Origin of the sequence: Actinoallomurus sp. NPDC052274, assembly GCF_040679475.1 — a bacterium.
Taxonomy (GTDB): domain Bacteria; phylum Actinomycetota; class Actinomycetes; order Streptosporangiales; family Streptosporangiaceae; genus Actinoallomurus; species Actinoallomurus liliacearum.
In genome coordinates this window covers 102,602-116,691 of the sequence record NZ_JBFAUT010000004.1, presented here as the reverse complement: position 1 = coordinate 116,691, position 14,090 = coordinate 102,602, and the positions used below count along the sequence as shown (strand labels likewise).

13 protein-coding genes are annotated in these 14,090 nt (G+C 68.3%); 2 read left to right on the top strand and 11 right to left on the bottom strand.

Annotation, left to right across the window (positions count from 1 at the left end; genetic code table 11):
- Positions 1–56: 56 nt before the first annotated feature.
- The 8 genes from AB0K82_RS05230 to AB0K82_RS05195 form a co-directional block, all read right to left on the bottom strand.
- Positions 57–440: a hypothetical protein gene (locus AB0K82_RS05230; RefSeq protein WP_364392944.1), complete on the bottom strand. Its 384-nt coding sequence runs from the start codon at positions 438–440 to the stop codon at positions 57–59.
- Between the two features lie 2 nt (positions 441–442).
- Entirely contained in the window at positions 443–784 is a 342-nt protein-coding gene (locus AB0K82_RS05225) for a hypothetical protein (protein ID WP_364392942.1), read from the bottom strand.
- A gap of 11 nt (positions 785–795) precedes the next feature.
- Positions 796–1,923: a hypothetical protein gene (locus AB0K82_RS05220; protein WP_364392939.1), complete on the bottom strand. Its 1,128-nt coding sequence runs from the start codon at positions 1,921–1,923 to the stop codon at positions 796–798.
- 29 nt (positions 1,924–1,952) lie between these two features.
- The gene (locus AB0K82_RS05215) at positions 1,953–2,321 is read right to left on the bottom strand and encodes a hypothetical protein (protein WP_364392937.1); all 369 of its coding nucleotides are present in this window, start codon (positions 2,319–2,321) and stop codon (positions 1,953–1,955) included.
- Positions 2,322–2,337: 16 nt separating this feature from the next.
- A complete protein-coding gene (locus tag AB0K82_RS05210) occupies positions 2,338–3,489 on the bottom strand; it encodes a S8 family serine peptidase (protein WP_364392935.1) in 1,152 nt (383 codons plus the stop codon).
- 46 nt (positions 3,490–3,535) lie between these two features.
- Positions 3,536–5,014, bottom strand: a complete 1,479-nt coding sequence (locus AB0K82_RS05205; RefSeq protein ID WP_364392932.1) for a hypothetical protein — start codon at positions 5,012–5,014, stop codon at positions 3,536–3,538.
- Positions 5,015–5,207: 193 nt separating this feature from the next.
- Positions 5,208–6,716: a hypothetical protein gene (locus AB0K82_RS05200; protein WP_364392929.1), complete on the bottom strand. Its 1,509-nt coding sequence runs from the start codon at positions 6,714–6,716 to the stop codon at positions 5,208–5,210.
- A gap of 28 nt (positions 6,717–6,744) precedes the next feature.
- Positions 6,745–8,691, bottom strand: coding sequence for a hypothetical protein (locus AB0K82_RS05195; protein ID WP_364392927.1), 1,947 nt, complete (start codon positions 8,689–8,691; stop codon positions 6,745–6,747).
- 252 nt (positions 8,692–8,943) lie between these two features.
- Here AB0K82_RS05195 and AB0K82_RS05190 point away from each other — a divergent pair, with 252 nt between their 5' ends.
- Together AB0K82_RS05190 and AB0K82_RS05185 are read left to right on the top strand one after the other, a co-directional pair.
- On the top strand, positions 8,944–9,816 hold the full coding sequence (locus AB0K82_RS05190) for an RNA polymerase sigma-70 factor (protein WP_364392925.1): 873 nt from the start codon (positions 8,944–8,946) through the stop codon (positions 9,814–9,816).
- Positions 9,817–9,903: 87 nt separating this feature from the next.
- A complete protein-coding gene (locus tag AB0K82_RS05185; protein ID WP_364392923.1) occupies positions 9,904–11,070 on the top strand; it encodes an FAD-dependent oxidoreductase in 1,167 nt (388 codons plus the stop codon).
- Positions 11,071–11,082: 12 nt separating this feature from the next.
- Here the strand turns inward: AB0K82_RS05185 and AB0K82_RS05180 are convergent, their stop codons facing one another.
- From AB0K82_RS05180 to AB0K82_RS05170, 3 genes are read right to left on the bottom strand one after another with little or no spacing between them, the layout of a single operon-like run.
- Positions 11,083–12,822, bottom strand: a complete 1,740-nt coding sequence (locus AB0K82_RS05180; RefSeq protein ID WP_364392920.1) for an ABC-three component system protein — start codon at positions 12,820–12,822, stop codon at positions 11,083–11,085.
- Positions 12,812–13,105: an ABC-three component system middle component 6 gene (locus AB0K82_RS05175; RefSeq protein WP_364392917.1), complete on the bottom strand. Its 294-nt coding sequence runs from the start codon at positions 13,103–13,105 to the stop codon at positions 12,812–12,814. Before AB0K82_RS05175 ends, AB0K82_RS05180 begins: the two co-directional genes overlap by 11 nt.
- On the bottom strand, positions 13,069–13,974 hold the full coding sequence (locus AB0K82_RS05170; protein ID WP_364392915.1) for an ABC-three component system protein: 906 nt from the start codon (positions 13,972–13,974) through the stop codon (positions 13,069–13,071). The genes AB0K82_RS05175 and AB0K82_RS05170 overlap by 37 nt, the downstream gene beginning before the upstream one ends.
- Between the last annotated feature and the right edge of the window lie 116 nt (positions 13,975–14,090).

The following is a 14,090-nucleotide window of genomic DNA, read 5'->3' as shown; positions in this document are numbered from 1 at the left end:
CATCCTCGGACAGCCACAGACCATCCGAGGCGCCAGGCGTACACAAGGCCTCGACTTCAACGTCGATCGATGACGAGCAGACGCATGACATAGGCCACTGGAGTGCCCACAATGATTGCGCCGATCGCCCAGCCGTAGAGTTTCCGCGTCATGGGAACGAATCGCCTGGACAGCTCCGGCAACAGGACGCCGAGATTAACGGCTATCACGAGTGCGCCGAAGATTATCCGGCAGATCCAGTCCCCGACGTCCGGCCGGTAGTCGATGACATCGGGCGGCAAGAAGATGAAGAGGCCCATCGGCCAGGTCGCGAAGAAGACCAAGAGCCTTCGCAGATAGAGGAACTCGGACTGCACCGCTCCCACGACGGCAGCTTGGGCTATTAAGCCCACCTTCTCGCGACGCGACAACCCCATCCGTGATTCCTTCTTCTCAGTCATCATCACTGACTCTCCTCCTGCGAAAGCCGCTCTCTGAGTTTCGCCAGAATCACGTTCCCCTTGGCGACGACTTCTCGGCGCTTGCTCTCCGGGGCTCGCTCATAGTGCTTGCAGAAGGTCTGGAACGCCGTGGTGAATGTCGGGCCGTACGCGTCCGACAGCGCGGCCGCGCGAAACTCGGAACGTCCAGCCAACACGTCTCGCGCCATCTCCCGCAGCGGACTGTGCGTGGGGCCGGCGGCAAGGCTGCGGAGGCTCGACCTCACAAGCGCGGCGCGCGCCGGGTCACCGCCCGCCACGTCCATGAGCTCTGCCCACAGTGCGTCATCCTTCGCAGCAGACACATCGCTCCCTTCTAGGCAGCCTTCATGGGAGGCTTGTATCCGGATTTGGGCAGCGGGTGCTTGGCGAAGTCGGCGGTCTTCGAGGCCGACGTCTGCACGAAACCCACGAAGCCGTTGCCCACCTGGGTCGCTTTCTCCGGGATCATCTTCAGGCGTTCCCACATCTCCCAGATGCGCGCCGCCTCCACTCCCGAGATGATGCCGCCAACCGCGGCCCCGGCTCCGGTCTCGGCCGTAGCGGCGCCGCCTGCCGCCGCGGCCGACGCGATCAAGGCGGCGTCGATCATTCCTTTGATTATCCCGGCGGCCGTCTCCTGGAGGCGGCAGATTCCCATAGCCGTAATTTTGTATCTTTCGCCGAGCTGAGACAGCACCTCCTGCTGTTCCCCGGCCGCCTCACTGAAACCGTCGAAGTATTCCCATGCGGCGTCGGCGGCGTTGCCCGACCATGTGCCGTGGAGCTCGTTCGCGCCTTTCACCGTGTTGATGGAGATCGCCCCCATCATCTTGCCGACGTTCTCCAGGGCGCCGCCGCACTCGTAGCACTTCTTCCAGTCGCCGTCGAACCACTCCAGGAACCACTCGATCGGATCGTGTCCGATGAGGAGCTCGATCACCTTGCATGCCGCATTCGACGGGCTGAGGTAGTCGAAGACACCGCCGGGGTTGTTGACGAACTTCTGGAACGGCCCGAGCTCCGCGGTCTCGGGCTCCGTCAGGGTGGCCAGGGCATCGCTCGCATCGGCGAAGTTGTGGGTCGCGAGCGACATGCCGGTCAGATCTTGATAGTGGGACATGGTGAGGTCTCTATCCGACGGCGTGGAGCGCCTCTCCGGATAGGTCGCATCGACCCTGGCAGCGGTGGAGTGTTCCGTCGCCCGGTAATACTTCGCCGCATTCCTCAGACCTCTGTTGGAGGTGCTGGAGATGTCCTCGAGATGCCTGAGCATCTTGTCCACCGCACCGATGGCACGATCATGAGAGCCGGTGATCAGGGTCCAGATCCGCCCGGAGATGCCGCCGAAGTCCGCGCCGTGCTCGTCGACGTACGACTGCGCTTTCTTCGCGGCCGTCCCGACGCGCGAGACCAAGGCACCGTAGTGCTCGAGGTCGGCCGGGTGTACGGCGAGAGTGACCATACTAAGACCCCTAATCTGAATAAGACGCGTCAGGCATAAACAGATCCGACAATGCCGATCAACACATACGACGCCACCAGAAGACAGAATGCAATCAGGGACAAACGGTTCTTGCGACGCTCGTCCCCTGATCCGTTCATGGACATGACGGCGAGGACGTCAGCAGTGATCATGAGGCCGATGATGACGAAAAGCATCCCCCAAACGGGCAGCAAGTGGACCGAGATTTTCGGCGACGCACCACTCGCGAAAGTCGCCACGCCGGGCACCAGAAAAAGCGCGGTGAAGAAGAGCACCGCGAAGGCGACCTGCTTTCGCAGATCCTCCTTGCTCCTCTTCTGAAGTTGTCTCAACTTCACCCCATAGTTCGGCGGCAATGGCTTCTTCTGCCGTCCCATTCACCATCCTCCACCATCATGAGAGAAATTGCCGCCTGCGGCGGAATACGAAAACCCCGATACCGGCCACCAGCGAGAGAACCGCGATCCCTCCGACCGCGTACAGGATCGACGATGAGCCGCCGGATCCGCGGTGTGGCTTCGCCACGACCGAGTGGGGGGCCGAGGAGGTCGGGGAGGGTGTGGCGGTCGCGCTGCTCTGTTGCTCCTTGTCCCAGCGCTCGTAGACCGGGTTCGGCGCGTTCGCGGGCACCCTGTCGGTCAGCGCGTGGTACGGGCGGAGCAGCCCGTAGCCCGTCTGGAGGTCGACACCGGGGGGGCCGGTGTCGAGCGCCGATGCGATGATCCGCTGCACGACCTCCCGCCCCGACATCTTCGGGAACTTGGCCCGCACCAGCGCCACCGCTCCGGCCGTCAGCGCGGTCGATCCGCTGGTCCCGGAGGCGTTGCTGAACACTCCGGCCCGGCCGATCGATCCGGTGTCCACTCCAGGTGCGGCGACAACGACGTAGGGCTGCCGGGCAGTCTTCACCCAGGGTCTCGCCTGGTAGTCGACGGCCCCGACGCCGACGACGCCGGGGCATGATGTCGGGGAGGCGGTCGCGTTGGTCGTGTCTCCGTCGTTACCAGCGGCGGAGACCAGGACCACGTCGTGCTTGATCGCATAGTCCACCGCGTCCTGGGTGTAGTAATCACAGTGCAGAGGCCCGCGCGGGCTCACGTCCCCGGTCGACATGCTGATCACCTTGGCCCCGTGGTCGACTGCGTAGCGAATTCCCTTCGCTTGCGTGTCCTCGAGGGCGTAATTCGCGTTGTCCCGGTATACGGTGACCGGCAGGATTCTGACTCCCGGTGCGATTCCCATCATCGTCGGCCCCTGGCCGGCGATGAGAGCGGTCATACCGGTGCCATGGCCGCCGCCTTCCGCGTCGAAATCCGTGCGGCCGTCGTCCTTCCGCCCGGTCAGATCGGTTCCAGGCAAGACGACGTCCGCGAGGTCGGCGAGCCTCGCGTTCACTCCTGTGTCGAGTACCGCGACGGTGACCCCTCTGCCGGTGGAGAGCGGCCAGACCTTCTTTTGGATGTCCCAGGTCGAGAACCACCACTCCTCAGCACGAGGCTGAGGAGTGGCCCCGGCCACGGGCGTCCCGGTGAAGGTGACCGCCACCGCGCCGACGGCCGCGAGGACGCGGCGCGCCCAGAGCGCCGTCCGCCTAGCCATTCAGCAGCCGGTCGATGTCATTGACCTCTTCGACGCCCAGGTCGTCCAGCAACCCGGGGGACGCACTGGCCGCACTCTTCGAGGTACCCGCCGTCTCCTCTTCGGGGGCGATGATGACGTCGAGCAGTTCCTGGAGGCGTTCGGGATCCAAGATGTCCGACTCCTTGACCACCTCGAGCACCTCACCGGCAACTGCCTCGTCGTGCCGCGGCGGTGCCTCCCCGATCGTGCCCGACCCCGCCGTCTCTCCCCCGGTCCAGACGTCCTCGTCTTCGCCCAGCCAGCTCTTACGTCGCAGCTCGGTCTCCGACTTGCCGTCGGACCCGGCGGCCGTCGGCGTTCCGAGCGCCTGGCCGATGACGTCCTCCTCAGCACCCCACGTCGCCTCTTCTTCGGCGAGCCACGTCGTGCGCTCACGTTCGGTCTCCGTTGTCCCGGCCGCACCACCGGTTGCGCCCGGTGCGCCCGGTGCCCCCACCACTCCGCGCGCCGCTTGCGACGCCTCGGCCTCTTCTACCGCGGCGGCGCGGGAGGCCGCCACCTCCTCCGCACTGCTCATCCCGGACTCCGACGGCACTCTGCCGGACCCCGGACCGCCGCGGGGAAACGCGCCAGACCCTGGAAGCAGCGACGGTCCGCCGATACCGCCCGACGTGAGGCCGCCGACGGGGCTCGAAGGGGCTCCGCCGGACAGTCCCGAGGGCAAGGGGTTCCCGGTGTGCGGAGGTGTGGTGCCCAACCCACCACCCGTCGAAGGACCGCCGCCCGCGAGGTCCGCACCATGCCCGCCGTCCGGGATCGTGGGAAGCCCGTTTTCACTCCCCCGCGGAACATGTGGCAAGCGCGGCGAATGCGGCAGCCGGCCACCGGTCGGTGCACCACCGCCACCGCCACCGCCACCTACGCCACCACCGACTCGAGGAGAGCCGACGCCGGGACTGTAAGGCGTCTCCCTTCGATGACCGCCCAGAGTCGGCAGGTTCTGCTGCACCTTGTCCGGCATGGCGTCCCAGGCCGCGGCGATCTGATGGTTGACGGCCTGCATCACCCTGTTGGCGGCCGTCTGACGCCCCTCGTCCTCGGCTGGGCTGGCGCCGCCGGTCGGCCAGTTCGGCCATTGGAGACCTTTGAACTGCTTCAGTGCCGCACCGTAGGTCTGCAGCGCCGCACCAGCCTGCTGGCTCCGCCCGAACAACTCGTTCGCGGTCGCATACAGCTGCCCGAGCGCCTTCTGCGCCGCGTCGGCGTCGGCGCCCTCCCACTTCTCCGACAGCTTGGTGCCCACCACGTACAGCTCGTGCGCGACCATCCCCACGATCCTGGCCGCGTCGTTGTACGCCGCACCGGCGGTCGACACCTTCTCATGGTCCGTGGCCTCGAGAAGGGTCTGTATCTCGGTGTAGTTGTAGTTGGCGGGATGTCCCGACGGCCGCGCGCCCGTCTTGATCCGATACGTCTTGGAGCCGCTCATTCGTGTCCCCCGAATCAGTCCACGGACGGCGCGGTCCGCTGGGTCGGGATGGTCGGTGGCAAAGGCGGAGCCTCGCCGTCGTCCAGCCGCCGTGACGCCTTGGACGACGCTTCCTCGGCGTCGTTGTGATTGCGGTGCTGGGTGAGGAGCAGTTGGGACAGCCGCTTGCGGCCACATCTGTCGTACTCGGAGGTCAGGAGGAGAAGACATCGAGGACCGTCCGCTTGCCGTCGGGCGTTACCTGGATGACCGGGATGAGGCGGTGCGCGGGGTCGCCGGTCGGGCCGAGGTCGATGTCGCCGGACGCGCCGAGTACGCGGTTCGTGGCGTGCTGGGCGTAGAGCATGTTCCGGACGTTCTCCGGAATGGGGTCGTCCTTCCCCGCCGGACCGGTCGTACGGCGGATCGCCTGCGCCGCCGTGAGCATCGCGTCGTGCGCCATGATCGCCCAGCCGGTTCGCAGGTCCGCGACGTCGAAGTGCCGCCGGAACTCCGCGAGGAAGCCCAGGTACGCGTTGCGGGACGGGTTCCGGTCCCCGGCCAGCACCTCGGGGTCGGCCAGCGGCGCGTAGATGATCGAACCGGGTCCCGGGTAGTCCGCCATCGCCGAGGCGTCGGAGCCGGTGACCAGCGTGATCGGGCGACGGCAGCGCTCCGCGAGATAGCCGAACAGCGTCTTGATGAACTTCTGCCGCCCCGCGTAGAAGACCATGTCCGGCTGGTCCGAGCCGCAGATGTTGCTGGCGATGACGGAGAACTGGTTCGGCAGCCCCGGCTCGTCCGGCCGGTCCGCGGTGAAGACCTCCTCCAGCGCGTGGTGCCGTTTCAGGTACGAGTCGAGCGCGGGATTCCTGGTGAAGTCGGTCCGCAGCGACCTGGCGTACAGGTCGGTGGCCTTCTGGTCGGTCACCAGGGTCGCGGTGCGCAGGTCGTGCCGCTTGGCCAGCACCGTGCCGATCGCGTCGAGTTCGTCACCGACCTGCGGGTTGACGCGGGTGAGGCCGGGGATCGGGCCGCTGCCCAGGCCGACGGCGGTCCGCGCCGCGCCCTCGGTGTCGAAGCCGTCGCCGGAGATGACGTCCCCAACCATCGGGATCTTGGCCCTGGACAGTTCGAGGGCCGCCTGGACGGTCGCCGCGGTGCTGAGCGTCAGCCCGGCCACGGCGACGAGGTGGTCCGGCGCGCCGGTCATGTGCTCGAGCCGGCGGACCACGCGCCGCCACTCGCCCTGGTCGCCGCCCTGGTTGGCCAGGACGAGCCGGATCTGCGGGCGGTCGCCGCCGCCCTCGCCGCGGTTCGCACGGAGCTGCCCGACGTACGCGCCTTCGAGCTCGGGGATGATGCGGCCGGTCGCCAGGTCCCGCTCCGGGGCGGAGGAGAACGGTCCGAGGTAGGCCACGGTCACGTACGACTTGCCGCTGTGACGCACCCGCTGGTTCTCGTCCCAGATGGCCTTGAGGAGCGGCTTCCAGTTATTCTCCTGGCCTTTGGCGGCGAACCACGGGTGGTCGTGGTCGCGCCCGTCCGTCACCCCGATGCACTCGCCGTGGATCCGCGGCACGCCGGCGGCGCACCGCCCCAGCCGGCCGACGATCACGACGACCGTCGCGGCGACGAGGAGGAGCACGACCACGGCCGCGCCGGCGAGCAGCAGGCGGCGCCGGTGCCGGGGCCGTTCGAACGGGTTGTCGCCGATGGTCACGCTGTCGCCCTCCCGGAGTCGGCCGGCCTCAGTCCCATAGCGGCGCCTCGTTGCGGTGGTCCTGTGCCCGCAGCCGCAGCGCCTGCCGCCGGCGCGGGCAGAACCGCGTGATCGCGTCGTATCCGGCGGCGACGTCGTAGTGCAGGTCCCGGCGCCGTACGCCGGTGAGCGGATCGGTGACCAGCCACAGCGCCGTCACCAGCGGGGCCAGCGCCTGCACGGCCGGGGGCTCCTTCTCGGTGTCCGCCCAGGCGGCCAGCGCCTGCGCCTCCTCGGCGGGCTCGGTCCCACCGCTCGTACGGCGCGGCGCGGCCACGACGGCGTCGAGCAGTTCGAGCCACGACTCGCCGTCGAGCCCGGCCAGCCGGTGCGCGAGCCGCCGGGTCACCAGCGGGACGTCGCCCAACGCGAGGGCGTGGTACAGCTCGCCGGCCTCGTCCTTCTCGGCCTGCGCCGCGACGCGGAGCCGCTGGTGCACGGTCGACCAGTCGGCGGCGCCGTCGGCCGTGGCCAGGCGGCGGAGGAGCACCCGCCGCAGGATCGGCTCGAGCACCGCGGGCTCCGGTGGGTCGCCACCTCCCCACAGGTCCGGCGTGTGGACGGTCTCGGCGTCGGAGTCGAGCAGCCCGCGCGGCACGGTCAGGCGGTCCGCGTCGTCCTGGTGCCGGGCGGCCGCCGCGATGAGGAGCTTGTCGAGCTCCCGCTGCGTACGGTGGCCGAGCAGGTCGGCCGACAGCCGCTCGCCGACCGTGCCGGTGCCCGACGGGTCCGGCCGGTCGAGCAGGTCCCGCACGTCGTACGGCCCGTCCGGCTCGTCGGCGATCGCCCAGAGCAGGCGGCGGGTGCCGCCCGGGTGGCCGCCGGTGAACTGGTAGACCATCGCGGCGATGCGGCGGTCGTTGGCCGCCTGCAGGCCCAGCCCGGTCACCATCGTCGTGACCTGGCTCTGGTCGAGGTTGGGCAGCACGACCGGGTACCACCAGCGCGCGGCCGGGCCGCGCCGTCGCCGGTCGGTGCGCCCGGCGTTGTCGGGACGGGCGTACGGCCGGATGTTCCGGGCGACGCGGGTGGTCAGCAGCCCCCGGCTGGTGGCCACGAACATCAGCGGGTCGGCGGCGCGGCCGTCCGCCACCCGGTCCTGGCGGCTGCGCGCGAGGTCGAGGAGGAACTGCTGGCCGTCCCGCGTGTCGGCGTTGTCCAGCAGCACGGCGGCGGTGAACGGCTGCCTGGCCGCCTTCCGGTTTTCGAAGTTGTCCCGCAGATCCGCCAGGAACGCCGCCATGAGCAGGCCGTCGACCATCTCCCGGCTGTCGGTCTGGAAGCGGACGTTCAGCCGGATCAGCTCGTCGATGGGGTCCCGGCCCAGGCCGAGGTCCTGGTCGCCGTACCAGTCCTGGCCCGCGCCCAGCAGGAGCCGGCGGCCGCGCCGCCCGCTCGCCAGCAGGCCGTCGACGAGCAGCCCGGCGAAGTCCGGCACCGGGATCTGCTGCGGTATCCCGAGGATGGCCTGCAGTGGAGGCGCGACCCGCTGGACGAGTCCGCGCAGAGCCGCGACGTTGCGGTACTGCTCCAGGCGGGCCTTGACCTGGGCGTACGCCCGCGCGTGGTCCTTGACGTCGAGCTTCTCCTCCAGGACGGCGCGCCCGATGATGAAGCGGGGGAATCCGAGCCGCCCGTAGTCCCCGCATTTGCGATTGAGCTCGAAGGCGAGCGCCGCCAGCACCTCGTACCCCGCGACGCTGCCGATCGCCTCGAAATCGACGCGGGCGTACGGGACGTTCGCCTCGAGAAAATCACCGAGACAATCGAGCAGCGCGGTCTTCCCGCTGCCGCGCGGCCCCTCGAAGAGCAGGATGGGAGTCTCCCGCGTGGTGCGCTTCCGCCCCTGCTCAGGGCGTTCCATGAACTCCTGTACGACCAGGACGGCGCGGTCCCGGCCGAAGATCCGGGCACGCCCACCCGGCGGCATCGCCATTCCCGCCCCCTGTCTTTACCCGCACGCGAGATCGACCAGCGTAACTGCCGCCTTTCCACGGCAGCAATATGACGACATCGAGCGCCCAGCGGTTCATTTCCCGATTAAGATCGTCGATCGCCCGACGGGAACAGAGCGCCCAAAAACGGAAAACCGAAAAAGCCATTCCAGGCAAGTCGAATACACCCCCCTCACGCCTCGTTCGGCGCGCGATGGAGAATGCGGTCCACGGGCGCCGTACGAGGAGGGGGCATGGACGAGGTCGCGGAGTTCGCGGAGCATCGGCCGCGGCTGTTCGGTCTGGCGTACCGGATGCTCGGCGAGGCCGCCGAGGCCGAGGACGTGCTCCAGGACGCCTATCTGCGCTGGGCGGCGAGCGGGCCGGTCGAGGTCCCGGTGGCCTGGCTGACCAAGGTCGTGACGAACCTCTGCCTCAGCCGCCTCAGCTCCGCCCGCGCCCGCCGGGAGAAGTACGTCGGCCCCTGGCTGCCCGAACCGATCCCCACCGACGACGGCCGGCTCGGCCCGCTGGAGACGGTCGAACAGCGCGAGTCCCTGTCGTTCGGCGTCCTCATGCTGCTCGAACGCCTGACCCCGCCCGAGCGCGCGGCGTTCGTGCTGCGCGAGGCGTTCGGGTACCGGCACGCGGAGATCGCCGACGTCCTGGACATCGACGAGGCCCACGCCCGGCAGCTCTACCGCCGCGCCCGCGAACACGTCGGCGAACCCCGCCGGCGGTTCACCGCGAGCCCAGCCCACCGCGAGGAGATCGTGCTGCGCTTCATCGCCGCCGCGACGGAGGGCGACGTCGCCGGCCTGGAGAAGCTGCTCGCCGAGGACGTCGTCTCCTGGTCCGACGGCGGCGGCAAGGTCACGGCCGCCCGGCGCCCGGTCATGGGACCGTCCAACGTGGCGCGGATGATCTGCGGCCTGGCCGCTCACCCGCGCGCGGCCGGCATGGACATCGAGCTCCGCACGGTCAACGGCCGCCCGGCGGTCGTCCTGAGCGAGGCGGGCGCGCTGTACATGGTCCTGGCATTCGAGTTCGCCGACGACCGGGTGGCCGCCCTGCACTCCGTGCTCAACCCGGACAAGCTCGCGTACGCCGCCGCCCACGGCATGTGACCACCGTCACCCCCAGGGCTGTCACGAACCGGCGGGCCTACCGAGTCACCCCTGTCGACGGACATCCTCGGTGAAGGGGTGGTTGAGATGACGGCACGCATCCTGGTCCTCGGCGCGGGCTATTCGGGTCTGGTGGCGGCCCGGCTGATCGCCAGGGACCGCGGCGCGCGGGTGACGCTGGTCAACGCGAGCGACCGGTTCGTGGAGCGCGTACGGCTGCACCAGGTCGCGGCGGGCCAGGACGTACGGACGCGCGCGCTCGCGGACCTGCTCGACGGCGCGCCCGTCGACCTCGTCCTGGGCCGGGTCACCGCGATCGGCGCGGCGGAACGCGAGGTCGCGCTGGCCGACGGGCGGCGGCTCGGCTACGACACGCTCGTCTACGCGCTCGGCAGCAGGGCGGACGCCGAGAGCGTCCCCGGCGTCGCCGAGCACGCCTACCCGCTCGCCCTCAGCGAGGACGCCGTACGGCTGCGGGAGCGGCTCGCCGCCGGCGGCACCGTCGCGGTGGTCGGCGGCGGCCTGACGGGGATCGAGGCGGCCACCGAACTCGCGGAGACGCGGCCGGAACTGACCGTACGGCTGCTGACCGCCGGTCGCCTCGGCGCCACCCTGTCCGAACGCGGCCGCCGCCACCTGCGGCGCGTGTTCGACCGGCTCGGCGTGGACGTTCTGGAGAACGCGCGGGTCGCCGAGGTGCGCGCGGACGGCCCGCTGCTGACCGGCGGCGACCACGTGCCCGCCGACACCGTCGTGTGGGCCGCCGGCTTCAGCGTCCCCGACCTGGCCCGGAAGGCGGGCTTCGCCGTCGACGAGCGCGGCCGGACGCTCGTCGACGCGACGCTGCGCTCGGTGTCGCATCCGGAGGTGTACGCGATCGGCGACGCGGCGGCGATGCACCGGCAGGACGGCCAGGAGCTCCGCATGGCGTGCGCCACCGGCCTGCCCGCCGCCCGCCACGTGGCCCGCACGGTACGCCAGGGCCTGGGCCGGCGCGCGCCGGGCCCGTTCCGGTTCCGCTACCTCAACCAGTGCATCAGCCTGGGCCGACGCGACGCCCTGATCCAGTACGTACGGGCGGACGACAGCCCGGTCGAGTTCGTCCTCACCGGCCGCCTCGCCGCCCTGTACAAGGACGCCATCGTCCGCGGCGCCCTGGCAGCCCAGCGCCACCCGGGCCTGGTCGCCCTCACCCCCGGCGGCGGCCCCTCCCGAACCCGAATCGGCGCGGCCGACGTCTCCCGCCTCTCCTGACTTCATCCGCGTTCAGAAGCGGAATCCGAAGAGCCCTCCATCGGGTTGGTCGGTGAGATGTGGCTCGATGACGTATGGATCGGGGTCAAAGCCCACGGTCGCTGCTTTGTTCAGGTCATCCGAGTTCATGGTGACGATGTATTGCATCGACTCCGCTTCAGTGACCTCCGCGGCGAGTTCAAGGGCGCGGGCCACCTGACGTTCGTCGACACCGTCATAGAGGTGGCTGTCGTGAACGAGGAAATCCGGTCCACGTCCGGCTCGGTGTGCGGTCACCGCCAATGTCAGATCGAAGCAGAAGATGACCATACTGTGGATGCCCCGACTGCCGTCGTCCTCGATATGCGCTTCGATCTTCATGCGCTGCCGACTCGGCTGGAAGACGAGGTAGGGGTTCCCGCCGTCACCGTACAGTCGCCGGGCGTATTGGTTGAACAACGCGTTGGCATTATCGGTGACGGAGTCTCGCTCCTCGATGTCCGTCACCATTGCGTCCTCGAGCTCGAGCCGCTTGGCCTCGATCTCTCGCCGACTCGCCTCAAGTGTCTGAGCGGCCTGAAAGCGGTGGCGCAATGACTCGAGGTGGGCTTGCTCACGGGCGAGCGAGTACTGCAGAGCGGTCAACGCGTCAAGGGCGCCACCGGAGTTGAGAGTCCGAAGCAACGCCGCCTGGCGGTCTCCCAGCCGATCACGCTCGCGTGCACGCTGCTCCAACGCCCGCTCGGTCCGATCGATCTCGTCGCGGAGCTGCCGCTCACGATTGAGGACCACGGTGCGATGGAAGCTTCGGACCTCATCGAATCGGCGGCGCACCTCAGGTCCGAGGACGACGTTGAGCTGGTTGAAAGCCGATTCCAGATAACGATCGTCGGGCTCGTTCACATCGGCGGCCGCCTGCCGCATGTCCTGGAGGTTCCGCCGGTCGATGTCGTCCGCTGCGCGCAGCTCGCGGATCTGCTTGTCAAGCTCATCCGCTTCGCGGCGTATGTTCTCGTATTCGGGCACGACTCGGAACTCGTCGATCTGCGCCTGGAGCTCGTGGACCCGTTGCTCGACGGCGCCGATCTCACCGCGCAGCTCTGCGGACCGGCCGACGATCTTTCCCCATGCCGGGTCCTTCGCGGCTTCGACGAGCTTCTTCCGGGTCGCCTCTTGGTTGGACAGATTCCGATATTCCGCCGCCAGCCCCGAATCGAGCCCGAAGAGGTAGCACAGGTTGACCATCGCGTCATGGGGGGACTGCTGGGTCACGGCCTTGGTCGGGTCGAGGAAGCCGCCCCTGTCGACACGGCGCATCGCGAAGGACAGCATGGCGCGCCCGCTGACCTGGGCCGCTTCTCCGGGAACTCGGTAGAGGTCACGTTCGATGGCCCACTGCCAGTCTTTCAACGACACCTCGGCCGCCGGTTCGAATAGTCCTTCCGACGCGCTCCGCGTTATGTCGGGCTCAAGCCTGACCTTCCCGGGCTGCACTCCCGATCGACTGACCCGCAACGGACTCGCCCTCTCAGGCCAGTCCAGGGAGAGATCGAACGTGCATTCCCGAAGGCCCTCGCGTACCCACAGGGCCTTGTTCTCGTTGCGAGCGCCCAGGAGAAAGTGCAGTAGCTCGATGACACTCGACTTACCAGAACCGTTACGGCTGTCGGTGTCAGTGGAGATGTCGTCACGCTCGGCAACGAGCAGGTTCAGGCCCGGACCGAACTCGACCGTCTTGAAGCGCTGGTCGCCGGAGCCGAGTCTACGGAGCATCGCCGCGCGCCCGGAAGACGAGAACGTCGCGCTCCAGATCGACGAGACCCATCGCATACAGGGTGTCCAAGGCCAGCGCGAACCACCAGAAGGGAACAGGCGCGTGATGCCTGTGCTCATCTCGCCAAGCCAGCAGCCGCCGCCATGCTTGCGTGACCGTCACCGGCTGCCGGCCGGTGGCGAGCACGATCTGAGCGCTCACGGCCAAGAGCGCGCGCTGGGGCGCGACTCCCTTGGTAGGAAGAATCACGTGATCACCCCCATCTGCGTCGTCGGCGCCCATCCGTCGGGCGGCACCTTGAAGATCTCACACTCCCCGAAGAAGTACATGAGTATGACCAACGCGTTCAAGGCGGTGGCAGGCGACTGGGCCGCATTACCTAGAATGTGCCGTTCCAGCTCGGCAAGCACGTCGTCGGGGTCTTCGTAAATGCCGGCAACGATCTCATAGTGAGCCTTGAAGCCCTTCGCCACCTCGTCACGCTCGTTGGGGTCGAGGCGGTTCGCATAGTAGGCCTCGACGTGATGCACGTAGCACAGGGCACCCCGCATGCGGTACTTCGTGTCCGGCGAGAAGTTGTTGTAGTCCATCTTCTCGGCGGAGGGGCGCGGCACCTTGGGCGGTTCGTCCACCGGTTGCCGATAGGTCGCCAAATGGTCCAGCAACGGGATGAGATCGGCGAGAACGACTCCCGTGACGACCGGCTGGGCGGGGAACGGCCCCAGGAGGTCTTCGACCTGCCATCGCTCCAGTCGACACAACTCGTTGTAGAAGCTTCTGTGCCCGAAGTTCTCGAAGCTCAAGCGAGGGTAGGCGTTACGCGCATCGGCGAGCGCGGACGAGACAGCGGGGAGCATGCCCCTGCGGTCGTTGTGTACGAAGACGAAGGTCTTGAATTCACCGCCCCGTAGGGCGATGGCCTTCCGGACGTCCGTAGCGATCTTGGATTTTAACCGCGAAGGGTTCACCGCCTGCGGACCGTTACAAGCATAGAGCTTGCCGTCCGACAGAAGCAGGCCATCCGATCCTCGATCACCGAGGTTGCCGTGGGTACGGACATCCAAAAAGCTCGGATATCGGGCGCACATCAGATCATAGAAGAAGTCCTCGAACTCCTGGCCGTGGAGTTCGTCGAGCTTGGCGTTCAGCATGAACCGGATGGACGAACGCTCCCATGGCTCAAGTGATGACATCCTGCCCCCTCGGTCGACCCACAGCGCGCCCCTTTGACTCCCCGGCTGCGAATGTCGGCACAGATCCTATCCGC

Excerpts from the sequence above, each read along its gene's own strand:
- AB0K82_RS05230 (WP_364392944.1), bottom strand. The coding sequence starts at position 440 with ATGACTGAGAAGAAGGAATCACGGATGGGGTTGTCGCGTCGCGAGAAG.
- AB0K82_RS05220 (WP_364392939.1), bottom strand. The coding sequence starts at position 1,923 with ATGGTCACTCTCGCCGTACACCCGGCCGACCTCGAGCACTACGGTGCC.
- AB0K82_RS05215 (WP_364392937.1), bottom strand. The coding sequence starts at position 2,321 with ATGGGACGGCAGAAGAAGCCATTGCCGCCGAACTATGGGGTGAAGTTG.
- AB0K82_RS05205 (WP_364392932.1), bottom strand. The coding sequence starts at position 5,014 with ATGAGCGGCTCCAAGACGTATCGGATCAAGACGGGCGCGCGGCCGTCG.
- AB0K82_RS05195 (WP_364392927.1), bottom strand. The coding sequence starts at position 8,691 with ATGGCGATGCCGCCGGGTGGGCGTGCCCGGATCTTCGGCCGGGACCGC.
- AB0K82_RS05190 (WP_364392925.1), top strand. The coding sequence starts at position 8,944 with ATGGACGAGGTCGCGGAGTTCGCGGAGCATCGGCCGCGGCTGTTCGGT.
- AB0K82_RS05185 (WP_364392923.1), top strand. The coding sequence starts at position 9,904 with ATGACGGCACGCATCCTGGTCCTCGGCGCGGGCTATTCGGGTCTGGTG.
- AB0K82_RS05180 (WP_364392920.1), bottom strand. The coding sequence starts at position 12,822 with ATGCTCCGTAGACTCGGCTCCGGCGACCAGCGCTTCAAGACGGTCGAG.
- AB0K82_RS05175 (WP_364392917.1), bottom strand. The coding sequence starts at position 13,105 with ATGGGCGCCGACGACGCAGATGGGGGTGATCACGTGATTCTTCCTACC.
- AB0K82_RS05170 (WP_364392915.1), bottom strand. The coding sequence starts at position 13,974 with ATGCTGAACGCCAAGCTCGACGAACTCCACGGCCAGGAGTTCGAGGAC.